At 62.7% G+C, this 21,167-nt stretch carries 19 protein-coding genes; 9 read left to right on the plus strand and 10 right to left on the minus strand.

Going from position 1 to position 21,167, the window contains the following annotated elements; all coding sequences use genetic code 11:
• The first annotated feature begins 81 nt into the window (after positions 1-81).
• Positions 82-873, plus strand: coding sequence for a M91 family zinc metallopeptidase (locus BTJ49_RS05035; RefSeq protein WP_113064271.1), 792 nt, complete (start codon positions 82-84; stop codon positions 871-873).
• Between the two features lie 140 nt (positions 874-1,013).
• On the opposite strand, the gene BTJ49_RS05040 is transcribed toward BTJ49_RS05035, so the two are convergent.
• The 3 genes from BTJ49_RS05040 to BTJ49_RS05050 form a co-directional block, all read right to left on the minus strand.
• Complete coding sequence (locus BTJ49_RS05040; RefSeq protein ID WP_113064272.1) at positions 1,014-1,916, minus strand: M91 family zinc metallopeptidase; 903 nt, start codon at positions 1,914-1,916, stop codon at positions 1,014-1,016.
• A gap of 345 nt (positions 1,917-2,261) precedes the next feature.
• Positions 2,262-2,573, minus strand: coding sequence for an HPF/RaiA family ribosome-associated protein (locus BTJ49_RS05045; RefSeq protein WP_113064273.1), 312 nt, complete (start codon positions 2,571-2,573; stop codon positions 2,262-2,264).
• Between the two features lie 55 nt (positions 2,574-2,628).
• On the minus strand, positions 2,629-3,030 hold the full coding sequence (locus tag BTJ49_RS05050; protein WP_113064274.1) for a host attachment family protein: 402 nt from the start codon (positions 3,028-3,030) through the stop codon (positions 2,629-2,631).
• Between the two features lie 273 nt (positions 3,031-3,303).
• Here BTJ49_RS05050 and BTJ49_RS05055 point away from each other — a divergent pair, with 273 nt between their 5' ends.
• A complete protein-coding gene (locus BTJ49_RS05055) occupies positions 3,304-5,073 on the plus strand; it encodes a phospholipase D-like domain-containing protein (RefSeq protein ID WP_113064275.1) in 1,770 nt (589 codons plus the stop codon).
• Positions 5,074-5,472: 399 nt separating this feature from the next.
• Positions 5,473-6,225, plus strand: coding sequence for a hypothetical protein (locus BTJ49_RS05060; RefSeq protein ID WP_113064276.1), 753 nt, complete (start codon positions 5,473-5,475; stop codon positions 6,223-6,225).
• 131 nt (positions 6,226-6,356) lie between these two features.
• Here the strand turns inward: BTJ49_RS05060 and BTJ49_RS15455 are convergent, their stop codons facing one another.
• Entirely contained in the window at positions 6,357-7,133 is a 777-nt protein-coding gene (locus tag BTJ49_RS15455) for a hypothetical protein (RefSeq protein WP_146742275.1), read from the minus strand.
• A gap of 195 nt (positions 7,134-7,328) precedes the next feature.
• Complete coding sequence (locus tag BTJ49_RS05070; RefSeq protein ID WP_146742276.1) at positions 7,329-7,847, minus strand: hypothetical protein; 519 nt, start codon at positions 7,845-7,847, stop codon at positions 7,329-7,331.
• Between the two features lie 301 nt (positions 7,848-8,148).
• Between BTJ49_RS05070 and BTJ49_RS05075 the strand changes: the two genes are divergently transcribed.
• From BTJ49_RS05075 to BTJ49_RS05085, 3 genes are all read left to right on the plus strand, one after another.
• The gene (locus BTJ49_RS05075; RefSeq protein ID WP_113064563.1) at positions 8,149-9,105 is read left to right on the plus strand and encodes an alpha/beta hydrolase; all 957 of its coding nucleotides are present in this window, start codon (positions 8,149-8,151) and stop codon (positions 9,103-9,105) included.
• Positions 9,106-9,187: 82 nt separating this feature from the next.
• Positions 9,188-9,760, plus strand: coding sequence for a LemA family protein (locus BTJ49_RS05080; protein ID WP_113064279.1), 573 nt, complete (start codon positions 9,188-9,190; stop codon positions 9,758-9,760).
• 119 nt (positions 9,761-9,879) lie between these two features.
• The gene (locus tag BTJ49_RS05085) at positions 9,880-10,743 is read left to right on the plus strand and encodes a hypothetical protein (protein ID WP_146742277.1); all 864 of its coding nucleotides are present in this window, start codon (positions 9,880-9,882) and stop codon (positions 10,741-10,743) included.
• Positions 10,744-10,777: 34 nt separating this feature from the next.
• On the opposite strand, the gene BTJ49_RS05090 is transcribed toward BTJ49_RS05085, so the two are convergent.
• Complete coding sequence (locus BTJ49_RS05090; RefSeq protein ID WP_168184670.1) at positions 10,778-11,776, minus strand: M91 family zinc metallopeptidase; 999 nt, start codon at positions 11,774-11,776, stop codon at positions 10,778-10,780.
• A 184-nt stretch (positions 11,777-11,960) separates the two neighbouring features.
• Between BTJ49_RS05090 and BTJ49_RS05095 the strand changes: the two genes are divergently transcribed.
• Positions 11,961-12,590: a TIGR00645 family protein gene (locus tag BTJ49_RS05095; protein ID WP_113064282.1), complete on the plus strand. Its 630-nt coding sequence runs from the start codon at positions 11,961-11,963 to the stop codon at positions 12,588-12,590.
• 45 nt (positions 12,591-12,635) lie between these two features.
• Here the strand turns inward: BTJ49_RS05095 and BTJ49_RS05100 are convergent, their stop codons facing one another.
• Together BTJ49_RS05100 and BTJ49_RS05105 are read right to left on the minus strand one after the other, a co-directional pair.
• Complete coding sequence (locus BTJ49_RS05100; RefSeq protein WP_113064283.1) at positions 12,636-13,289, minus strand: peroxiredoxin; 654 nt, start codon at positions 13,287-13,289, stop codon at positions 12,636-12,638.
• Between the two features lie 221 nt (positions 13,290-13,510).
• Positions 13,511-14,377, minus strand: a complete 867-nt coding sequence (locus BTJ49_RS05105; protein WP_113064284.1) for an AraC family transcriptional regulator — start codon at positions 14,375-14,377, stop codon at positions 13,511-13,513.
• 326 nt (positions 14,378-14,703) lie between these two features.
• Here BTJ49_RS05105 and BTJ49_RS15460 point away from each other — a divergent pair, with 326 nt between their 5' ends.
• Positions 14,704-15,099 carry a carboxypeptidase-like regulatory domain-containing protein gene (locus BTJ49_RS15460; RefSeq protein WP_146742278.1) on the plus strand — a complete coding sequence of 132 codons (396 nt, stop codon included), beginning with the start codon at positions 14,704-14,706 and terminating at the stop codon, positions 15,097-15,099.
• Positions 15,100-15,232: 133 nt separating this feature from the next.
• Here the strand turns inward: BTJ49_RS15460 and BTJ49_RS05115 are convergent, their stop codons facing one another.
• Positions 15,233-16,861: a hypothetical protein gene (locus tag BTJ49_RS05115; protein WP_240601738.1), complete on the minus strand. Its 1,629-nt coding sequence runs from the start codon at positions 16,859-16,861 to the stop codon at positions 15,233-15,235.
• A gap of 804 nt (positions 16,862-17,665) precedes the next feature.
• On the opposite strand from BTJ49_RS05115, the gene BTJ49_RS05120 reads away from it, so the two are divergent.
• Entirely contained in the window at positions 17,666-19,231 is a 1,566-nt protein-coding gene (locus BTJ49_RS05120; RefSeq protein ID WP_113064287.1) for a hypothetical protein, read from the plus strand.
• An 81-nt stretch (positions 19,232-19,312) separates the two neighbouring features.
• On the opposite strand, the gene BTJ49_RS05125 is transcribed toward BTJ49_RS05120, so the two are convergent.
• Positions 19,313-20,923, minus strand: coding sequence for a hypothetical protein (locus BTJ49_RS05125; RefSeq protein WP_113064288.1), 1,611 nt, complete (start codon positions 20,921-20,923; stop codon positions 19,313-19,315).
• Between the last annotated feature and the right edge of the window lie 244 nt (positions 20,924-21,167).

A 21,167-nucleotide genomic window follows, 5' to 3' on the forward strand; every position in this document is an offset into this window, starting at 1 on the left:
AGTTGATCTGCCAGCGACCGACAGGGATACTGCAAAAACAAACGGTTGGATGTCCGATTCTTGCATGCAGGGAGGTGCGCAATGTCCGGTCCATGGAAACCCCGGCAGGTGATGAGCTACGCGGATGTGGCGCGTGGCAAGCATAAGCAGTTGGGCGTCGAGCCTATTCACCCGAATCACGGTCGCGCCAAGATCACCGGGCAGGAACTGACCGGACAGAAGAGCCAGCTGCGGAAGGTCGGACTGATGCCGGCCATGTCCGGCTACGACCACCTCAGTCTGCAGCGCAAGAGAGGGCAGAGCAGTCACGGGTTCACCGATTTCATGGTCGATACTCGTCGCGCGTTGCATACGCTCGACAGCCAGCCGCAAGGCAAATCGTTGCTGAGTCAACTCAACAATGGCCCCAGTCCATCCATGGTCGATTTCCATTCGACGGTGATGATCGCCGACGCCCGTACGCGCGACGACCAGGGCAACACCGCCAAACCGCAAGGCATGCTGGCGTTTCGGGACAAGCCACTCAAGCATGACTCGCCGGGATTCGGCGAGGCAACGACCGTGCACTACAACCCGGACATCAAGAAATCCGACGGTTCGCGTCCGGCCTTCATTGGCCTGGGGCACGAGCTGGTCCATGCCTTGCGCAACCAGACGGGCATGGCGGTCGATACCAACGCACTCGATCACATGCCCAAGCGCAAGCTGCTGCACACGCAGATCGAGGAGTTCGAGACCGTCGGCTTGCTGAAGGCGCCGCAGGGGATCACCGAGAACTCCTTGCGCAAGGAGCACGGCATTGCGCCACGCACCGAGTACTCGGGCATGACGCCCATGCCGAAGATGAAAGAGCTGATCAACAAGAACAAGTGACGGCGCTGAGGCCCGGGCAACCGGAAAGCGGCAGAGTCATGGCACGCTGCTCTGGTCTTCTCTCTGCACGCTGACGCATCCCTGCAAGCCCGATGACGGGACCGAGCCGATAGAAACGATCAGGATCGGGTGAACAAGCGCTAGTCCGTCAGATTCTTGATGATGCGCCGCATCGGCGACAGCGGAGTCGGGCTGTCCCAGTATTTCTGCTTCATCGAGCGCGTATCGGTGAACCGGTCCGCCACATCCAGGTCACCATCCATGCTGCCCGGCCGGTAACCGGAATAGTGCCGTCGGGCGGTCAGCCCGTGTTCGTGACGCAGCAGGTTCTCGGTGGGCTGGAAGCGGTGGCGCATCCTGGGCGTCGGTTCCAGCCCCACGGTTTCGAATTCCTCTTTCAGGCGCATGCCCATGTCGAGGATGTCCTTGGCCGACTGTCCGTGCTCGTTGGTCGGATGGAGCAGGGGTTCATGGCGGTCCATGCTGACTTCGGGCGGGCTGACCGCCATGCCGTGCGAGGCGCGCCACGCGTGGACCAGTTCGTGCCCCAGACCGATCGCGCGCCGCTGAGGACCCACGAAGGCGTCGCCGCGGTCGTTGGTCGCGAAGGCGTCGAATTTCACCTCGCTGGCCTGGCCGGGACCGGAAACGCCCTTGTAGCGATAGGCCATCCGCGCCTCGGCCGCCTGCAGATCCGCACCGCCGAACATGGTGGTGCGCGGTGCGTGGTGGTGACCGCGGCGATCATGGGCGTAGATGTCGACGGACGTATTGGGCGTGTACGCATTGTGTCGGTCTGTGGGAGGCGACACGGTCGAAGTGCGGCTGTTGAGCTCGCTGAGCATCCGTGAACCGACGGGCTTGCTGTCCAGGCGTGTGATGGCCCGCCGGGTCTCCAGCATGTGGTCGTAGTACTCGGCGGCGGACTGCACCATGCCGCGGCGTGCGCGGATGCCGCTGTACTTGGGGCTGACCACGCCATGGTCGGCCGCCCGAAGATTCCGGCGGCCTGCTTGCAGCTGTTCCTTGGTCACGTTGGGCATGCGAGGCGTCCTTGTCGGTGATGCTTCGGTGGGTCGGTACGACACGATGGGCGGGAGCTTCCGCGTCGCGCATCCTTGCCGAGTGTGCCGTGCCGTGTCGAGGTCCGGAATCGCAGCCGGCGAGGTCCCCTCGACGGGGCGATTCTTGTTTCAAGAAAAGCTTTCGGATCAAGCTACTGCGCGTCGAGTTCGTTCGTCAAGAATCCTTGGAGAGCCAGGTCGGTGGCGGTCTGGAACGGCAGGCCCGGAGCCGGTCCGCGCCGGTCCGGCTTCGGATGCCCGGGCCGTTGCCGCAATCATGGAAGCGCCGGGATGGCAGGGATGCTTCGCATCCCGGCGTTGCGCTCAATGCCCGCGCTTGCTGATGCGGCTGTCGAGGCGGGAGCGCATCTTCTCGCAGGCGCCGCGAATGGCTTTTTCCATGGTTTCATCGTCATGGTTGACGCCCATGGATGGGCCGTTGCTCATGCGCGCCTCGATGGCGCACTGCTTGTCGCGGCCGCCGCCCTTGGTGCCGTTGGCATCGGCCAGATGCACTTCGATACGCGTCAGGTAGGGGAAGAAACGTTCGAGGTGCTGCGTGACCAGACTGTCGACGCTGGCCTGCAGCGCCTCGCCGCCGGGAACTCGGTCGTCGGTGTTGAGCTGAATCTGCATGTCGTGCTCCTTGTACTGTCGCGTCGCCGAGGCAGGCGCGTCAGGCGAAGACGGTTCATTCCGCCTGCAGTGCGCTCTGGATGTCCGCCAGGGGCGCGTTGGTGAAGGTCTTGGCGACTTCCATGAGAAGGCGTCGCTGGGTTTCCTTGTGCAATTGCGGTCGCATCTGGCCCAGCGTCTGCGGATCGGCCACGAGCACGAGATGTGCGTAAGTGTTCTGCAGTGCGGCGGCGTTGAGCCGATTCGCCAGTTGCTTGGCAAAAGTGGCTTCATCGGTGGATTGCTCGTCGGACTCGGGCGGCCGGTGACCGGAAGGGCCTTCATCGAGCAGATCACGGGGCTGGATGAGTTCGATCTGTTCCAGCGAAAGCCTGTAGTCGGTTCCTGCGTTGCGGAACAGGCGTGCTTCCGCGCCATCGGCGACCAGGATCCATGTATCAGTGGGTATCTTTTTCATCTGGAACTCCCTTGCAAGAGTGACGAAACGATTGTGCTACAGCAAAGCACAGTTGCGCTTTACTTTCGCAAACTCCAGAGGCGATGACATCAAGACCCTCAGCGGCTTCAGGTCCACGGCGTTCTTGTGTGCCGCATGAACCGTGACTGGGCTCACGGTGCCGGGAGCCGGATGGCCCGATAGTTCCGGTTGTCACCGCGTTGTCAAACGTCCCCACGAGACTCCCTCGGTCATTTTCGCAGCCAAGAGCTGCTTTAGAGGGGAGTATCGACCATGAATCGTGCCGTTCACGCGGTACCGCGTGCGCTTGTCTTTCTTTTCGCGACCGTCGTCGCTTCCGCCAGTCTGTTCCCTTCGTGGGCAAGGGCTGCGGATGCCCGTCAGGTGGTCATTTCCGAAGTGTCCTGGATGGGCACGACGAACAGTTCGTCCGATGAATGGATGGAGCTGTACAACACCACGGCCGCGCCGATCAGTCTCAACGGCTGGACGCTGCAGTCGCAGGACGGCACGCCGTCCGTCAGTCTGAGCGGAACCATTCCGGCCCACGGGCATTTCCTGCTCGAGCGCACCGACGATACCTCGGTCCCGGGCGTGGCCGCGGACGAAATCTACACCGGTGCGCTGGGCAATGGCGGCGAGACGCTGGTGCTGACCGACAGCCAGGGCACGGTGCAGGACCAGACCGCTTCCGCCTGGGCGGCTGGCGACAACACCACCAAGGCCACCATGCAGCGCGCCAAGCTCAGCGGCGACGGCACGCTTGCCAGCAGCTGGGCCACGGCCACCACCGGTTACGGCTCCGGTCTCGGCTACGGTACGCCGCAGGATGCGGCCGACACGCCGCCGCCGATGATCAGCGAGGCGTTCCACTATGACCTGAAGTTCGCCGGCGGCCTGTCGGGCAGTACGGTGACCGACCCGTACGGGGAACCTTCGTCGAGCGACAACCTGCCCATGGCGCAGGCCATGCTGGCGCGCATCAATGCGGCGACCAAGACCATCGACTTCGCGGTCTACGGTTTCCGCGATCAGTGCGCATTCGAGGATGCGCTGGTCGCGGCGCAGGCGCGTGGCGTCGTCGTGCGTGGCGTGGTCGACCAGAATTCGGACGGCAGCTTCACGTACCACGACAACAACGGCTGCGATACGCAGGCCGTGATCACGGCGCTGGGCAAGGACAGCTCCGGCAATCCCTGGGTCCGCGTCGACAAGAATCCGTCGACGGGCGAGGGCTTCGGCTACATCATGCACAATAAGTTCTTCGTCATCGACAGCGACTGGGTCTCGACCGGCTCGACCAACTACAGCGACACCGGCATCGGCGGCGAGTACAACGCCAACTGGACCATCATCATCCAGTCCGCGAATCTGGCCAGCGTCTACACGACCGAGTTCGACGAGATGTGGATGGATGGACTGACCCATCACCTGAAGTCGGACAACACGGTGCACCTGCTGCCCGTCTATACCGACGGCACCCAGGTCGAGAGCTACTTCTCGCCGACCGATGACGCTACCAACAACGCCATCATCCCGGCGATCAACGGCGCCCAGCACACGTTGGACATCGCGATCTTCTATCTGACCAGCCAGCCGATCACCGATGCGATCCTGGCGGCGAAGAACCGCGGCGTGACCGTGCGCGTGATTCTGGACAGCAACGGCGCCAGCAACACCTACAGTACGCACGACCAACTGTGCGCGGCGGGCATTCCGGTGAAGATCGAGAACTTCAAGGGCCGCATGCACATGAAGGCGCTGCTGGCCGACAACAACAGCATGATCATCGGCTCGCAGAACTTCACGGGCGCGGCCAACGCCGACAACGACGAGAACACACTGTGGATCCGCAACGGCGCGGTCGGTGCGATGAGTTACGACTACGAGACGTACTACAACAACCTGTGGGGCGCGATCCCCGACATGTTCATCTGCAAGAATCCGGGTTCGGAAAGCAAGTATGTCGGCAACACCTGCTCCGACGGCATCGACAATGATTTCGACGGTTACATCGACGGTGCGGATTTTGGGTGTCAATGAGTGAGCGCGTTGATCGGTTATCTGCAATGTGATCGATAGCCGTATCCATGCAAAGCCCCGGCATTCGTATGCCGGGGCTTTTTTTGTTCATGAGATGGAAGCGATGTCGGGTTCGCCGGCTGTCGTTAGGGGCAGCAGATTCGATCGCTGATCAGTGGTCCGTTCTGGCGGGTCCGCTGTGTCCAAATGATCGGCGATACGGTCCGTATTCGATTGCGGTAGACCCGAATGGGACCCGGACAATTCGGAAATCGGCAGATCATTCCATGGCCCCCATCGCATTTTTCGATCCAGAGTGGAGTAGTCTGGTAGCGTTTCATCGCGAAATCAGGGACGGATGAGGCTTGTACAGAGGAGAGGGCGGGATTTAGAGATTGGTACATTCAGGGGGAAGGGGACATGAAATGGTATGCATGCCTGGCGATATGCGTCATGGGCACAGTAGCGCTGCAAGCGAGCGCCGAGGCGGCTGATCGGTCGCCGGAGAATTTCGACGCACTGCTTGTGCAGATCAGCAAGGTGAGTTCGACTGCATCCCAGTCGGCATACTCACGCGAGTTGCAGAAATCCGTCAATGCAGATGCCGTGCGACGCGTGGAACAAGCATGCGCCCGCAAGCATCATGCGAGCGTCAAGACATTCAGCTTGTTGGGCATCATGCGACTGGACGGGATGCTCAAGGCGCCCGTTCCGCTGCCGGACAACGCCTTTACCGCATGCGTGGCCGATCAAATTGCTTCGGTGACGTTTCCGCTGCCACCCGGCAAGGGGAATGGCTGGCCGGTGGCCATGCAGTTCGACGGCAAGTCGGGGCGGGTTCTGTACATGGCCGGGGATCGGCAACGCTCGATGTACCTGCCTCGGCAGCGTGCCACGGCGGCCAGAAAGTGGGTGTACACCCCGGCTCCGCGTATTCCGGCGAATCGGCATCAGGCATGCGAGATGAGCGTGTGGGTGACCGTGGGCGTGCATGGACGCGTGCAAGAGGTGGACAAGGGGAATTCCAGTTGTTCCCCCGTGGTGGGGCGGTATGTGACCGAAGCCGCGCACCAATGGATCAACGCGAACATGCATGGCGCTGCGGAATCCGAGCCGAGGGATCTCCGGATTTCCTTCAGCGTCGGCAAGCGGCGAGTCCGGGTAAAGCTTTGATGTGAGCCGGGAGACGCTCCCGGCTTCATGCGTATTCGTTCAATCCGATCGTGGATTCCACGTCGTGCGGTGGAGTCCGCGTGGTGGTGGATGGGTGCATGTCCCGTCGGGCTTGCATGACGGCCGACGTTTCATGGCATGCCATGTCCAGGAGGGCGTCCTGTGAGATGTGTGGCGGGTCCGTCGGGCGCCAGCCAGGAATGTGGTCGCAGAATGCAGTGATGTTCGAAGACGACCCGTTCGCGCTGCGCTTTCGACATGGTGACATCGGCGCCGGCCTGGACGCAGGCCGGGTCCGCTGCATCCAGGACGGAGTGCGTGATGAAGTGCAGCACTCCGGCGATCCCGCGTTTTCTCGGATCGCGCATGGCGAAGTGCGGCATGCCGGGAATGTCGTCATCGTGAGGCACACCGCGTTCTGCTTCCAGACGTGCGCGACGAAGCCGCTGCTGAAAAACTTGGCCGCCGGCGATGTAGCGGGGCACGGGGGCGGGTGAGCTATGCGCGTTGCGGTGGTGTGGAGAAGGAAGTCCGAGTTCGAGGCGATGGGGCGAAGCGATGGGGTGAATCGGGCCCGTCGTGCGGATTCGTGGCGTCTTGAGGCGCCTTGATGGTGGGTGTGGCGGTTGTACCGAGCCCCGTTTGTTGACGGCTTTGGTCTGGGGTGAGTGTGGAGATTTCAACGGCAGCTCAGCGTGCCGTTCGTTCGATTTCAGGAAGACTGCGATCAATCCTCTTGGGGTCGAGTGCGCGCGAGCGCGCAAGCGCGGAACGAACCGCCGTGGCGAGGCTGGAGCAAGCAGCAACAGTCCGAGCATGCCGTGACCGAAGACGATCCAGGCCATGATCGTGGCCCGTCGAAGCGAAAACGCCTGTTGATGATCCGGCTGCAAGCGGGTGACTTCCATGAGCCGGATTCCTTCCTTCGAGCGTCGTCTGACAAAGGATGGACCGCTCGATGAAAGCTGCGTTCCCCGCAGTGTTCGCGGTGCGCACGGGATAGGTGTGCGTCGAGTGCCTCGTGGTGGTGCCGCGGCTGCGGACCATCGAGATCCGCAACCCTGGCGATTCCGTATGCGGGCCGGCTTCGGCTTGGGTTGTGGTCAGTCGAAATCCAGGCGCATCTCTACGGCATCCGGTTGCTCAGAGACCGGGGCCGGCTTCGGAGGCGGAGCCGGCTGGGGCGGCGCCTTCACGGCTGCTCTCGCAGGCGTGTCGTGGGCGGGGGCGTTCGCGTTGTGCGGGGCCTCTTCCTCGTACGTCTCGGCATCGTCCGCGATCGGAGGCGGCGAGAAGTAATGCCGGAACTGACGGGAGCCGATGGCGATCAGGTAAGCGTAAAGCACGCTGGCGATCACGATCTGCGCGTGCGCAATCTTCCATTGCATGCGGGATATCGGGAAGATCATGTACTGGTAATCCGCACGCAGATCGAAGGCCGCGAGCGTTGCGGCGAGCACGAGCAGCAGGCTGAAGCTGATGCACAGCCCATGTCCCCAGCGCGGACGACGGATGACGCCGTAGATCACCAGCCCAAGATAGATCGAGAATGCGAGCTGGAAGATGAGTGCGACCACGGCCTGGTGCGATACATGCACGGCGCCGAGCATGTTGAACAGCATGTGAAAGAAGCCGAAGACTGTCGGCAGCAGAGCAAGTGCGCTAAGGCCCAGCGTGAGCCAGACCAGAAATGGGTGTTTCATTATTTTCCCCTACACGTCCTGTGTGTGGAGATAACCTAACGGAAGCGATTTGAATGCGCCAATAGAAAATCGTTTGAGGCCATGCGGAACGAGTTTGCATCCGGGCCGCGAATGGCCATGTATTTGCCCGCGTTCGGCCTGATGGTCATGCACAATGAACGGGATTCACCGACGCGAATGCGACGCGAGGGCGTCGATCAGTGATGGACTGGAGATGAGCATGAAATCGTGGTGGGTGATCGTGTTGTGCCTGTGTGTCGTCGTGGCCCCGGCTGCACAAGCGAAGCCGAAGGTCTGGTCGCCGACGGTCGGGCACAAGCAGGTACTTCTGTGGCCCGGCAAGGCGCCTGATCTGAAGCCGGTTCCGGGTCCGGAAACCCTCACGCAATCCAGCGGGGATGTGGCGGGGCGGCCGTGGATGGCCGTGACCAATGTGACCCGACCGACGATGACGGTGTATGCGCCCAAGGGAAAGAATACGGGTGCAGCGGTGGTCGTGTTTCCGGGCGGCGGGTTCGAAGTGCTGGCCATGGATCTCGAAGGCACCGAGGTCTGTCACTGGCTGACTTCTGCCGGCGTGACCTGCGTACTGCTCAAGTATCGGGTTCCGAGTATTCCCTATCGCTGGTCATGTAACTGTCGGCCGCACAATTTCGAAGTGCCGGTGCCTGCATTGCAGGACGCCCAGCGAACGATCCGGCTGGTGCGCGCGCATGCATCGAAGTGGCATATCGATCCGCACAAGATCGGCGTGATCGGATTCTCGGCAGGCGGGTTTCTGGTCGCCGAGATCAGTACGCATTTCGATGACCGCTTGTACGCGCCGGTCGATGCGGCCGATCGCGAGAGCGCCCGGCCGGATTTCGCCATGGCGATCTATCCGGGGCATCTCGCGGACGATGCGTGGAAGCTGAATCCGAACGTCCCCGTGTCGCATGCCACGCCGCCCACATTTCTGGTGCAGGCCGAGAGCGATCATGTCGATGGCGTGAGACAGGCGCTGGTCTACTACACCGCGCTGACGAAAGCCGGTGTACCGGCTGAGATGCATTTGTATGCCCACGGCGGGCATGCATTCGGGCTGCGCCGGACAAAGGCGCCGATCACCCGGTGGCCCGCATTGGCCACAAAGTGGATGCGAACGATCGGCGTGCTCGCCGGACACCACGCCGGATAACGCATGTGACCCAGGTTGCCGTGAGACTGCGCTATATTCCGCGTGCATGGCAGCATGGAACAAAGGCTAGGGAGCGCTCGCAATGGGGATCAGGGAAATCGTGGAAGGCGCCATCGCGCTGCTTGTTCTTTCCTACGTGGTGTTGGTCTACAACAATCTTGTGCAGCTCAAGCACAACGCCGCCAAGGCCTGGGCCAACATCGACGTGCTGCTCAAGCAGCGGCACGACGAACTGCCCAAGCTGGTGGAAGTCTGCAAGCAGTACATGCGCTACGAGCAGAGCACGCTGGAGCAGATCGTGCAGGCGCGTGCCGAGGTGTTCTCCGCGCGCGCCGCGGCCGATCTGAAGGAACTGGGACAGGCCGAGCAGACGCTGCGTGACGGACTGACGCATCTGTTCGCACTGGCCGAGAACTATCCCGATCTGAAGGCGGACACTTCGTTCAAGCATCTCCAGAGCCGCATCTCGGGGCTGGAGAACGCCATTGCGGATCGCCGCGAGCTGTACAACGACTCCGTCAATCTGTTCCGCGTTCGCATCGATCAGTTTCCCGACCTTCTTGTCGCGCGGGTGTTCCGTTTCCGTCCGCCCGAGATGCTTCGATTCAGCGCCCGGGAGACTCGGGACGTCGATATCAAGGCACTGTTCGGCTGACGCCATGGCGACGGTTTCAGGAAGCGTCGGCGCCTTCGTGGTCACGGAGGCGCTCGCGGGAGGTCGGCATGTGGCATGAGCTGAATGGTTACGTCACGCTGGGCATGCTCTATTTCTGCATGGCGCTCTGCGCCTTGATGACCTATGTGTTCCTGCGGGGCTGGTATAACTCCTTGAAGTGCGCGCGCCGGATCGAGGACATTCCCACGTCCAGGATTCCCTCTGCGGCACAGGGCTATGTCGAGCTGATCGGGCGTCAGTACGCACCGCCGGATCAGACGGTCGAGGCTCCGCTGACGGGCACGCCCTGCACGTGGTGGCGCTACCGCATTCAAGTGCAGAAGCGGGGCCTCGACGGCAAGAAAAGTCTGACAACGCTGGAGGAAGGCACCAGCTCGACGCCGATTCTCCTCAAGAACCGGGGCGGAGAGTTGTTGGTGGATCCAGATGGCGCCGAGGTCACGCCATCGATCACGCATCGCTGGCGAGGCCGTCTGGCATCGCCGCCGCGCCCCATGGATGTTCGCGACCATGTTCGCAATGGACGTTACCTCTATACCGAAGAGCGCATGCGCGTGGGCGAGAAACTCTACGTGGCCGGCGAGTTGCAAACGTTCTCGGGTCATCGGCAGGGGGAGACGTTCGAGCGCGCGGTGGCCGATCTTCTGGCGCAGTGGAAGCAGGATCAGGGGCGCTTGGTCGAACGTTTCGACACGGATCAGGATGGCCGTATCGACATGGCCGAGTGGGAGGCTGCGCGCGAAGCGGCCCGAACCGAAGTTGCCGCACGGATGCGGCGAAGCGAGGCGGAGCCGGAAGTCGACGTCGTGCGCAAGCCCGAGAACGGCGAGCCGTTCATGCTCGGCGGCGGAGGGTCACAGATCGACATGGCCCGGATCTATCGTTCGAAGGCGGCCGATGCATTGATGGTGTCCATCGTGTTCGGCGCGATGCTGATCTACCTGATTCACTTGATTCCGTGACTGCTCGCCGGTCTGCGCTGGATGGGACGCGTCGTCAGTCTTTGTAGCGCTTGACGAGATTGCGTACGGGCGTCGGGGCTGGCGAGTTGCCAGAGATTCCGTGCCAGATCTTGCTGGCCGTCGAGCGACGATCGAACAGCGCATCCGACCGGTTCACGGTGTCGTCGAACTGCCCGGGCCGCATGCGGCTGTAGTTGTCTCGCAGCGGCTTGTTGTGCTCCTGGCGCAGCATGTTCTCGGTGGGATTGAATGCGCCGCGCGGTGTGGGACTGAGTCCGACGGTCTCGAATTCTTCCTGCAGGTGGTTGGCCTGCTGCACCACGTTCATCAGATGCGTGCCGAACGCCACGTTCTGGCCGGAATCCACAGACGCGCCGACGGACCTGGGGTCGGTGAACAGCGGATTGCCGGACTGATTGAGTTGGGGCACACCGACGGCCTTGCCGTGTGCAAGCCGATGCGCATGCACCATTTCATGGCCCAGGCCGATGAAGCGGTTGGCGGTCGACGCACTGGGGTCGTAGCGCACCTCGCTTCCCCAGCCGCGTCCTTCGTGACCGTCGAACCGATAGCCTTCCTCGACGCCCGGTGTCGCGTGCGGGGAATTCATGTTGCTCGTGTCGGTAGGCTTGAGCGAGCGGATGTACACGTTGGCGTGGGTGCCGGCGTGAGCGCGATTGCGGCCGATCCGGTCGTCCAGCTCGGTCATCATGCGATGGCCGCCGGGCTTGCTCATCACCTCGTGCATCGAGCGTCTCGCATCCGTGGCGAGATCGACGAACGAACCCACATCCTGCGCGCTCGTGCGCTTGACCTGCACGTTGTTCAGCGAGCCATGGACATTCACTTCCTCGACGCGGCGCAATGCGCCCTTCTGGCGTTGCAGGAGTTCCGGCGTGAAACCGGCCCGCGGCTTGCGGGCGAGGCGTGGCACGAATCGTTCCTCGCGTTTGGCGAGCTTGGGCGCCTTGCCGGTCCGGTTGGCTTCGGCGAGCTTGTTCGCCACGCGGGTGCGCAGACTTTCCTTGGGCATCGGTCGACTCCTTGCGAAGAGCACATTCCCTGTAGTCCGGACGCTCAGCATCTCTCCATGTCGAAGCGGATGCAAGCGAATCGGCAACCCGATTGCACCGGGCTTTTACGCAGGCTCGATTCCGTGCTTGGAAGGGAGCGCGCGGACCGCTACGCTTGCGTCGGTTCCGTTATGGGTCGCATCGATGCACGAGTCCACGAATGGCGGTTTCAAGCCGCTCCGTTTCCTGATCTTCGGTTCGCGCTGGCTGCAGCTTCCGCTGTATCTGGGGCTGATCGTGGCGCAGTGTGTGTACGTGTTCCTGTTCGTCAAGGAGCTGTGGCACCTGATCCACGACGCGCCGCACCTGGGCGAGCAGCAGATCATGCTGATCGTGCTGGGCTTGATCGACGTGGTGATGATCTCCAATCTGCTCATCATGGTGATCGTCGGGGGCTACGAGACCTTCGTCTCGCGCCTGCGGCTGGAGGGGCATCCGGATCAGCCCGAGTGGTTGTCGCACGTCAATGCATCGGTGTTGAAGGTGAAGCTGGCGATGGCGATCATCGGCATCTCTTCGATTCACTTGCTGAAGACCTTCATCGCCGCGGGCACCATCGGCGGGCTGCCGTTCTGCACGCCCGAGGCGCTGGCGGCGGCGCAGGCGCTGGACCCGAACCAGCCGCTGGCTTGCGGCACGCTGACCTCGACGGGCGTGATGTGGCAGACCATCATCCACGTGGTCTTCATCTTGTCGGCTATCGGCATCGCCTGGACCGACCGCATCATGCATGCAGGGCTGGCGCGCAAGGCCGCGGAGGCGGGGCATGCCTGACTCGGTGCCGGACCGCTCCGCATGGCGGAGCGGTCCGGATTCGCGTCAGAGCGCTTTCTTGCAGAAGTACCAGTCGGTGCACTCGTAGCCTTCGTCCATGCGCGCCTCGGCGGCCTCGGCCGTGGCCGGCGGCGGCACGATGACCTTGTCGCCGGGAGCCCAGCTCTCGGGCGTCGCCACGCCGTTTGCGTCGGAGGTTTGCAGGGCGGAGACCAGGCGGATGAATTCCGGAATCGAGCGGCCGTTGGTCATCGGGTAGTAGACCATGGCGCGAAGTATGCCCTTGTCGTCGATGACGAAGGTGGCGCGCACCGCCGATGTGTCCGCCGCGCCCGGATGGATCATGCCGTAGGACTGCGCGACCTTCATGCTGAGATCCTCGATGATCGGGAACGGGATCTCGACACCGAACTTCTCCTTGATGTTGCGCACCCAGGCGACGTGCGAGTAGTAGCTGTCGATCGACAGACCCAGCAGCTCGCAGTCGAGCTTCTGGAATTCCGGATAGGCCTTGGCGAAGGCCATGAACTCGGTGGTACATACCGGCGTGAAGTCGGCCGGGTGCGAGAACAGCACCAGCCACTTGCCCTTGTAGTCGGACAGCTTGCGCACGCCGTGCGTGGTGCGAGCTTCGAAGTCCGGCGCCGGCGCATTGAGCTGGGGCATGCCGAAGGGTTTGGTTTCGATCTTATCGTTCATGGACGTTGCCTCATTGGAAAGGGGGAGTCGTGTGTACGATCTATTTATAAGAAAAATCTAATATAGATTCCAATGAAAGTTTCTTATGGGCCCGATAGGTGCCTGCTATGGCTCATGGGAGGTAGAGCATGCGGTCAGATACACGCGTTATGGTCGCGCACGCGACCCGCGCGGATCGGACGAAGAGCTTCACGATCCGCGCGGGTTGCAGGGGGCGACGACTAGCGCAGGGGCAGATGCACGTCCGTGATCAGTTCGTGCTCCGGCGTGTCGGGGATCAGGTTGCGGTAATGGAAGAACAGCGGGTAGTCGCGCAGTTCCTCGCCGCTTTCCGGCAACCAGTCGCGATACAGGTAGTAGGCCACTTCGCCCAGACGTTCGTGTGAACCGTGATGGCGGGCCACCGCACAGCGTCCGCCGGGAATGTAGCGTGTGACGACGCCTTGCGGATTGGCTGGCACGTCATCCTCGATCGAGCCGCAGATATCGAAGCGGAAGGCGGCCGGATGGGTGGTGTCGGGGTCGTCGTAGGCGATGCCGAAGGTGTCGCTGCTCGCCACGGGCGACAGGCCGGTTTCCTTGCGCCATTCGATGAAGGTGCGGGCCGTGTCGTTGACGCGTTCGGGTGCGTCCCGGTGTTCGAGCGTGGCGATGCGGGTGGTGGGGAAGTCAATGATGTGTACGTCCATGGAAGGTCTCCGTTCGCGGACAGGAAGTCGATAGCGTTCGCGCCACGGCTGCCAGGCCGGGCGCTTCCTGAATTGCGAGGGCGATTGACCGAACGCGGTGCGGAACGCTCGCGAGAACGCGGCAGCGCTTTCGAATCCCGCTTCCAGGGCAATGTCGATGATCCGTCGCCGGTCCTCGAACACGAGCCGGTACGAAGCGTTGCGCAGTCGCGTCAGCTGGATGTAGCGGCTGACGCTGATGCCGGCGTATTGCGTGAACTGGCGATGGAAATGGAAGCGGGAAAAATGCGCGACTCGGCTCAGCCGTTCGACGGTGAGGTTTTCGGCGAAGTGGCGTTCGATGTGCGCGAATACCGCCTCGAACCGTTGCGCGTAGGCGTCGGCCTGGGTCGATTGCATGGTCTGCCCTCTCAAGTCAGGCCGGCACTATGGCGGCTTCGGGATGGCGCATCTTTGCGCATCTTGCGGTATCGGCGCATGTCCGAGAACCATGCGCAACGCCCCTGATGTCGGGTGCCACGTGACGCAGGACAAGCATCCGTATCAAACGAGCATGTCTCGATGATGCATGCTTGTTTCGCCAATGGCTCGGGTTGGTGGTCTGTACACAGGAAGCGCGTTCTATATATCCTCAATCTGTTGCTATCCGGGCGCGCAACGAAAAATGTCCCGGGTAACAGCGAAAATCGCGCACAGGAGCGCGATCAGAAAATCAACGAAAACCGATGGGGATTTACATGGAAGGCAGGAAGCAGAAGAACGGTTTGCATGGCGGCCGAGTGCGTGGGATGTCGGCCGTGCTGGCGGTGGCGGTTGTCACCTGTGCCGGAGCATTACTACCCGCGACCGCAGTGCGGGCGCAATCCACGGCTGGCATGATCCACGGCCAGGCCCAGGCGGGGGATGTGGTTCTCGCGCATAGTACCTCCGGCGTGCGCCGGACCACCGTGGTCAAGAAGAACGGTCAGTTCGAGTTGCGGCATCTTCCGCTCGGCGTCTACAGCGTGACGTTGAAGAAGGGCGACAAGGTCATCGATATGTACCACCGAGTGCCGTTGACGGTCGGGCGCGGTCTGGAAGTGAACTTCGCCTGTCCGCACGATCAGTGTGCTGCGCCGTGACGGCGAGGGTTCGCCGGCATGAACGGTACTCGCCGTACATGCCGCGTTGAACAAAAAAACGGGGCCGCGATTGCGGCCCCGTTTTTCGTTTCATGCGACCGTCCGGCGAAGGGCTGGACGGTCACGGAAGGACTCACTGCGCATTGAGCGTGATGTCGTCCAGGACAAACGAGGTCTGGTTCGACGAGTCCTCGGTGCCGGTGAACTTGATGGTCACCGTCTGGCCGATGTAGCTGCTCAGGTCGAAGCTGTGCTGCACATAGCCCGACGCAGCATTGAGGTTGGAGTAGGTGTGCAGCGTCGCGAGCACGGAACCGCTGCTGTTGAGCACCTGCACCTTGAGCGTGTCGTAGGCCGTCGAGCTGGTCGTCTCCGCCGTGTCGATGTGGAGGTAGAACGCCAGCGTGGCGGAGGTGTTGCCGCTCGGGATCGACACCGACTGCGAGGCGGTATCGGTGTGCGAGGAACCGTAACCGTCCAGCCACGCGAACCAGGAGCCGTTGTGGGCGGACTGGCCGCTGCAGGTGCTGTTGCTGCACAGAACGCCGGAGCTCAGCGACCACGGTGCGGCCGAACCACTCTCGAAGCCGGTGTTGCTCAGCAGCTGACCGGAGCCGCCGCCGCCACCGCCACCGCCGCTACCGCTGCCGGTGACGATCGGATGGCTGATGTCGCACTCGTTGGTGTCGTTGGACCAGGTGCTCTGCATGGCATACGAACCGTTGCCCATGCTCACGTTGGCGCTGGCGCCCTGACCGGACGAGATCCAGGCGCACTCGTCGCCGTTCTCCTGACCGTTGGAGCTGCTACCGGTGTGGTTGGTCCAGCCGCCGGCCGGATTCTGGTCGGTGACGGTCTCGGCGTACTCGTGGCCTTCGACGATCGAGAAGCCATCCAGCTTGCCGGCCGAAGAGCCGTTGACGAAGCCCTGGCCGCAGCTGGTGCCCATGTCGGCCACGTACGGCATGTTGGTGAAGGCGATATCGCCGTAGGACGAGGACACGCCCGCGTCGCCGTTCCAGTCATGCCATGCGCAGAAGCCGCTGCCGGAGGTGTTGAAGCCGTCCGGATGCGTGCCGGTCGGCGACAGGATCACGTACTGCACGTAGCGGTTGGAGGCGGCGGTGGTGTTGCCGAAGTGCGCGGCCGCCTTGATCGCTTCCTGGGCCAGCTGCGCGGCCGTGGCGTTGCTCGGCGAAGACACCGAGTTGTCGTACCAGATGCCGGCAAACGCGCCACCGGTCGGATAACCGATGTAGTTGGCGTTCGACGGGCACGAGGTGGCGCCGGAGCTGACGGCCGAGCCGTCGCAGTACTGGGTCATGACGCCCGACCACAGTTCGCCGCCGGTGCCCAGGCCCTTGAACATGCTCTCGAGGTACGGAACCGCACCCAGCGAGTCACCCGACAGGGTCATGTTGCCGTTGGCGTCGGTGCCTGCGCTGCCCCACTGGCTGCCGTAGACGACCAGGTAGACCTTCGGCGTGCCGCTGGTGACACCGATGCCGTCGACGCCGCCGCCGTAGCTCAGCGTCTTGGTGCCGGTCGCTGCGGTAGTCGCAGAGGCGTGCGTATCCTCGAAACGACGCATCTGACCCCAGGTCTCGCGGGTCGGCACAGCGCCGTGACGGTAGGTGTGGCCGTAGGCCGGCGAATACGGGTTGTGGATCTTGTTGGAGTGACCGGTACCCGCGTAGGCCGCGCTGGTCATCAGACCGAGCACGGCAGTCGCGACTACCGTTTTCATCATATTCAAAGCCATGGATATTCGACTCCCCAATGAAGGTTGGATCGCTCGGTGCCCGGAACGCAGGCAAAGCCGTTCCTGCCCCGAACGCATGAAGTACACGCTTCGGATGGTGATGGACTGCGTGTTTGCTCTTGTGCGGGTTCCGCCTGGATGCACGTCCTGTGTACGTCCCTCCCTGACGACAGTTCGTGCATCTTGAAGACGTCGCGGCGTTCGTCGCGCAGCGGACCATCTCTCCAGAACCACCCATCCAGAACTTCTCCGAGTCGGTGGGTGCATTGACCTTAGGAATCATCCCCAGGATGGGTAAATAAGAAAAATGGCTATAAGTGAAAACTAAGAGAAATCTGCATCAGCGATGTTTTCCGGATGTTTTGTTATCTATTTATTGTAATATAAACAGTTATTTACGTGATCCATTTTTGACGAATCCATACTGCTTGGGATGGATTTGTGTGCGGAAAAATGGCTTGTGGCCACCATGCGCGAATTCGGCAAGCTTCAGGTAAAGCGTGATCTGCGTCTCTTTTGACCACCAGAGGACCGGTAGAAGGAGCGCACTCCACAGATAACGGCGCAAGGGCATGAGGCGTATGTGTCCCGGGCGTGCACTTGTAGGCGAACTGCATGAGCATGCAAGCTCACTGGGCGACGATGGACGTGCCGGGGACGGAGTACATGGATCGGTCCAACAACAAGAAACGCGCACGGACAACGGCCAGCACGGGGCTGCCGGAGTCATCGGGCAAGAGGAGCCGGCGCAGTCATCCAGAGGACGCCGGGACGTCGTCCGATGGTGCGCTCCATCCAAGGCCGATGCCGTTGTTTCGCACGCTGGAAGAGGCACGGACGGCATCGAAGCACGGACAGAGTTTCGGTCTGCGGTCGGAGGGCAGTTCGTTCACGGTGTACCAGGGTACCGCGACCCACGTGACCAGCACCGAGGGCACGACCTGGACGCAGCAGTTCGCCAAGCCGTCGAAGCGCATGAGTACCAAGTACACGGCGCTGTTCGGCAAGATCAGGGATGTGTCCGAGCTCACTCGTGCGAACAAGGCCCTCGTCAGCGGCAAGGCCGGGACGGATCGGCAAGGACGCCCGCTGAGCAAGGAGGCGCAGATGACGGCTTCGCTCATGCGCGTGAACGAGGCGAGCACGGCGTTCGGCTCGGCGTCGATGGGCGTGGATGGCGAAGATGCGGGCACGGGCATGATGGCCGAGACGCTGGCGCTCAAGTGGTCCCACAAGCAAGAGCAGGGTAGGACGAGCAGGCTCGGCGGTCGCCGCGCATTGAGCAAACTGAATCGCCGTTTCGCGCAGCTCGACACGACCGAAAAAATGCGCGCGCAAGGTGAAGACGGCCTGCGTGCGAAGATTGAGGATTCCCGCATGCGCGCCGCCAAGGCAGCGCGGGCCTGGGGGAAGTCCAAGGGCAAGCGCGGCGACGACCTGGATGCCTATGTGCAGGGAAAATTCGAGAAGCACGGCTTGGGCGAGGTGCCGGATGCGCGAGGGTTTCGCTCCTCGCTGAAGCGGGGGCGTGAAGAGGACGGCGAGAGCGAAGATCGCCGTTCGGCGTATACCGGCGGCTTCGGCGGTCGCCGTCCGAGACGTTTCAAGAGCTTGCGCCGGGCGCGACAGGCGTTGCGCAAGCAGCCGGAAAAGCTGGAGTCGGCCTTTGTGCGCCCCGGCGGAAGCCGCTCCGGCGTCTACGAGGGCTTCACTTCGCAGCTCGCACCGAGCAAAGGAGAGGTGTGGGATCAGTGGAAGCTGACCGCGCCGGATACCGCCAGCACAAAGTACACCCGGCTGTTCGAGAATCTGGAGGGATTGTCCGACCTGGGACGTGCCAACAAGGCGTTCGTCAAGGGGGGTAGCGACATGCTGCAACCCACCCCGGGCCTCAGTCTCTGGCGCGGCAAGCCCTACAGCAGCGAAGCGCAGGCGACCGCCGTGCTGTTTCGCGTGAATGAACCGCATACGGCACTGGGTGGGTCGTCCATGGGGTCGGAGGAGAGCGACGCGGGCCTGGGACTCATGGCCGAGGCAATGGCGCAGAAATGGAAGCACAGCAGCCGGCAGCAGCATCTGCCGCGCGAGGACCGCACCCAGGTTTCGCCCACGAAGGCGCTAAAGCATCTGACGAAGCTCTTCCCGCAGCTGGACAGCGTGCAGAAGCTGCGCAGGCAGGGCGAGCAGGGACTGGTCGACCAGATCGCAGCATCGCGCATGAAGGCGGCGAAGCATGCGGGCCGGCTCGGACAGGCCAAGGGCGTCCCCGAGCACCGGCTGAGCGAGCATGTGCAGCGCAAGTTCAACAAGCACGGTCTCGGGCAGGTGCCGGGTGGATGGAAGAGCAAACTGTCGAAGCCGAAGAAGTGATCTGTGGCCTGCGGGCGTCCGGTGCGGATGCCGCCCCGGCGAAGCGCCGGGGCGGTGGTACGTGCAGCGAAGGCTGCGGGCTTACTGGCAGGTCGGGAACTTGAACGAAGCGATGCGCGTGTGCCAGTTGAACGAGCCGTCGTTGACCAGGTACTCGGTCGTGTACCAGAACGTACAGTCGTCGACCGGGTCGACCGTCATCGCGCTGTAGTCGCCCCAGCGGCTCAGGTTGCCGGTCTGCGAGCCGGTGCCGGCGAGGATGGTCTGCTCGGCCTGCATGGTGTCGAGCGGGTCGCCGACTTTACGACCGGTGTAGCGGATCGCCGGATGGATACTGCTGCTGGATGCGCTGTAGCCCAGTGCCATGTCTCCCAGCTTGTCCATCGCGATCGAACCCATCCAGCGATAGGTGCTGTCGGGCGCATAGGTCGATTGCTGGTAGACCACCGGTGTGCCGGCCGGGTTGCGGATCTCGTACCAGCGGATGCCGGTGTAGTTGTTCTTCGTCGGATTGCCCTTGCCACTGCCGGCGAGCACGGTGTGGTTGAGCACCAGCGATTCGTGATCACCGAAGTTGCGGTAGGCCAGGCGGAACATCAGGCGATCGGCCAGTGAATCGAGCTTGTTGCGCGTGCCGCTCTGCGGGATGCAGGTGCCGCCGCCGCTGCAGCCGGCGCTGAACCCGGCCACCGGGATGTTGATCGGTCCGGTCAGCGTAGTGTTGCCCGGATTGCTCCAGTCGACGTGGAACCGCCACAGGTTCAGCGCATTGCTGGTGAAGTTCATCATGTAGTTCGGCGAGCCGGAGGGCGGCAGGCTGCTGCCGTCCAGGTCCGAGGGCAGCACGCCACCGTAGCTGGACGAGAGCTGGAAGCACTGCTGCGTGGCCGGCTGTCCGTTGAGCATCGCGCTGCGATCGTACGCGCACAGCTTGGCGCCCTGGAAGGTGTTACCGAACATGTTGAAGGTCTCGTAGTAGGCGTCCGGCCAGACGCCCATCTTCGGGTAGTCGGGGAAAACGCTGCCGTACGAGAACGAGTAGCGATACCAGGCGCCGGTAGCGTCGCTGGTCGCCGACACCGCCACGCACTGCAGATACGGCGTGGTCGACACCGAGAACTGCGAGACGACCCAGCGTCCGGCGATCTGGTCGTAGACCACCACGGGATCGCCGTCGTTGTTGTTCTCGCAGCCGCCGCCGAAGCCCTGCCATAGCGTATTGGTCGGTACCGGGCCGTAGACCACAGCCTTGGTCGACTTGTCGAACACGGCCAGCGCGTCGTTGACGACCTGCACGTATTGCGTGGCGCCGACGGCGTCGACGGTGTCGGGCGGCGCGTACTGGATGGTGAATGCGCCCTGCGGTCCGCTGAAGCCCTCGCCGATGCCTTCGAAGCCGGCGCCTGCGGCCGGGAGTGCGCTGACGATGGCGCTGGTCTGGAGGGCCCCGTCGCCCAGATTGCCTTTCTGTACCAGGAACGGGATCGGACGCGCGGGGTGCGCCTGGCCGTTGGAGAAGTCTTCCGGACGCGGCAGGAGACCGCGCAATGATGGTAGTCGGTCGTGGTGTACGGCATCCTGCGGAGTCGCGCCGGTGGTGCTTCCTGCAGCGTGCGCGGGTCCGGCGCATGCCAGGAGCAGGGCGCCGGACAGTACGCTGCCGACGAGGATCGAGCGGTGGAATGCAGACATGATGAATCCTCCTTGAGATCACTGATCGTCAATGCGAATCGAGATCGTGCGAAGGAAGCGATGCAACGCGAAGGCGGACCGCTTCCGTGTCCCCCTGTCTGCCACGTTCATGGCCGGGCGCATCTGAACCAGAGTGACGGCTCCGGCTGGAAATGACCGATCCAGCATATCGCTGTTTCGCGCCGGAAACGTACGAACGGCCACGGTTTTGCCGTTTTCGTGCAACGTTCGTGCGCCTGCCGCA

This window comes from Oleiagrimonas sp. MCCC 1A03011, from assembly GCF_003267965.1.
GTDB lineage: Bacteria > Pseudomonadota > Gammaproteobacteria > Xanthomonadales > Rhodanobacteraceae > Oleiagrimonas > Oleiagrimonas citrea.

Coding starts and splice junctions, on each gene's coding strand:
- BTJ49_RS05090 (WP_168184670.1), bottom strand. CDS start 11,776: ATGCCCAAGGAAAGTCTGCGCACCCGCGTGGCGAACAAGCTCGCCGAA.
- BTJ49_RS15455 (WP_146742275.1), bottom strand. CDS start 7,133: ATGGAAGTCACCCGCTTGCAGCCGGATCATCAACAGGCGTTTTCGCTT.
- BTJ49_RS05045 (WP_113064273.1), bottom strand. CDS start 2,573: ATGCAGATTCAGCTCAACACCGACGACCGAGTTCCCGGCGGCGAGGCG.
- BTJ49_RS05080 (WP_113064279.1), top strand. CDS start 9,188: ATGGGGATCAGGGAAATCGTGGAAGGCGCCATCGCGCTGCTTGTTCTT.
- BTJ49_RS05035 (WP_113064271.1), top strand. CDS start 82: ATGTCCGGTCCATGGAAACCCCGGCAGGTGATGAGCTACGCGGATGTG.
- BTJ49_RS05040 (WP_113064272.1), bottom strand. CDS start 1,916: ATGCCCAACGTGACCAAGGAACAGCTGCAAGCAGGCCGCCGGAATCTT.
- BTJ49_RS05095 (WP_113064282.1), top strand. CDS start 11,961: ATGCACGAGTCCACGAATGGCGGTTTCAAGCCGCTCCGTTTCCTGATC.
- BTJ49_RS05060 (WP_113064276.1), top strand. CDS start 5,473: ATGAAATGGTATGCATGCCTGGCGATATGCGTCATGGGCACAGTAGCG.
- BTJ49_RS05125 (WP_113064288.1), bottom strand. CDS start 20,923: ATGTCTGCATTCCACCGCTCGATCCTCGTCGGCAGCGTACTGTCCGGC.
- BTJ49_RS05085 (WP_146742277.1), top strand. CDS start 9,880: ATGGCGCTCTGCGCCTTGATGACCTATGTGTTCCTGCGGGGCTGGTAT.
- BTJ49_RS05100 (WP_113064283.1), bottom strand. CDS start 13,289: ATGAACGATAAGATCGAAACCAAACCCTTCGGCATGCCCCAGCTCAAT.
- BTJ49_RS05055 (WP_113064275.1), top strand. CDS start 3,304: ATGAATCGTGCCGTTCACGCGGTACCGCGTGCGCTTGTCTTTCTTTTC.
- BTJ49_RS05105 (WP_113064284.1), bottom strand. CDS start 14,377: ATGCAATCGACCCAGGCCGACGCCTACGCGCAACGGTTCGAGGCGGTA.
- BTJ49_RS05070 (WP_146742276.1), bottom strand. CDS start 7,847: ATGCTGTTCAACATGCTCGGCGCCGTGCATGTATCGCACCAGGCCGTG.
- BTJ49_RS05120 (WP_113064287.1), top strand. CDS start 17,666: ATGCCGTTGTTTCGCACGCTGGAAGAGGCACGGACGGCATCGAAGCAC.
- BTJ49_RS05050 (WP_113064274.1), bottom strand. CDS start 3,030: ATGAAAAAGATACCCACTGATACATGGATCCTGGTCGCCGATGGCGCG.
- BTJ49_RS05075 (WP_113064563.1), top strand. CDS start 8,149: ATGAAATCGTGGTGGGTGATCGTGTTGTGCCTGTGTGTCGTCGTGGCC.
- BTJ49_RS15460 (WP_146742278.1), top strand. CDS start 14,704: ATGGGGATTTACATGGAAGGCAGGAAGCAGAAGAACGGTTTGCATGGC.
- BTJ49_RS05115 (WP_240601738.1), bottom strand. CDS start 16,861: ATGGCTTTGAATATGATGAAAACGGTAGTCGCGACTGCCGTGCTCGGT.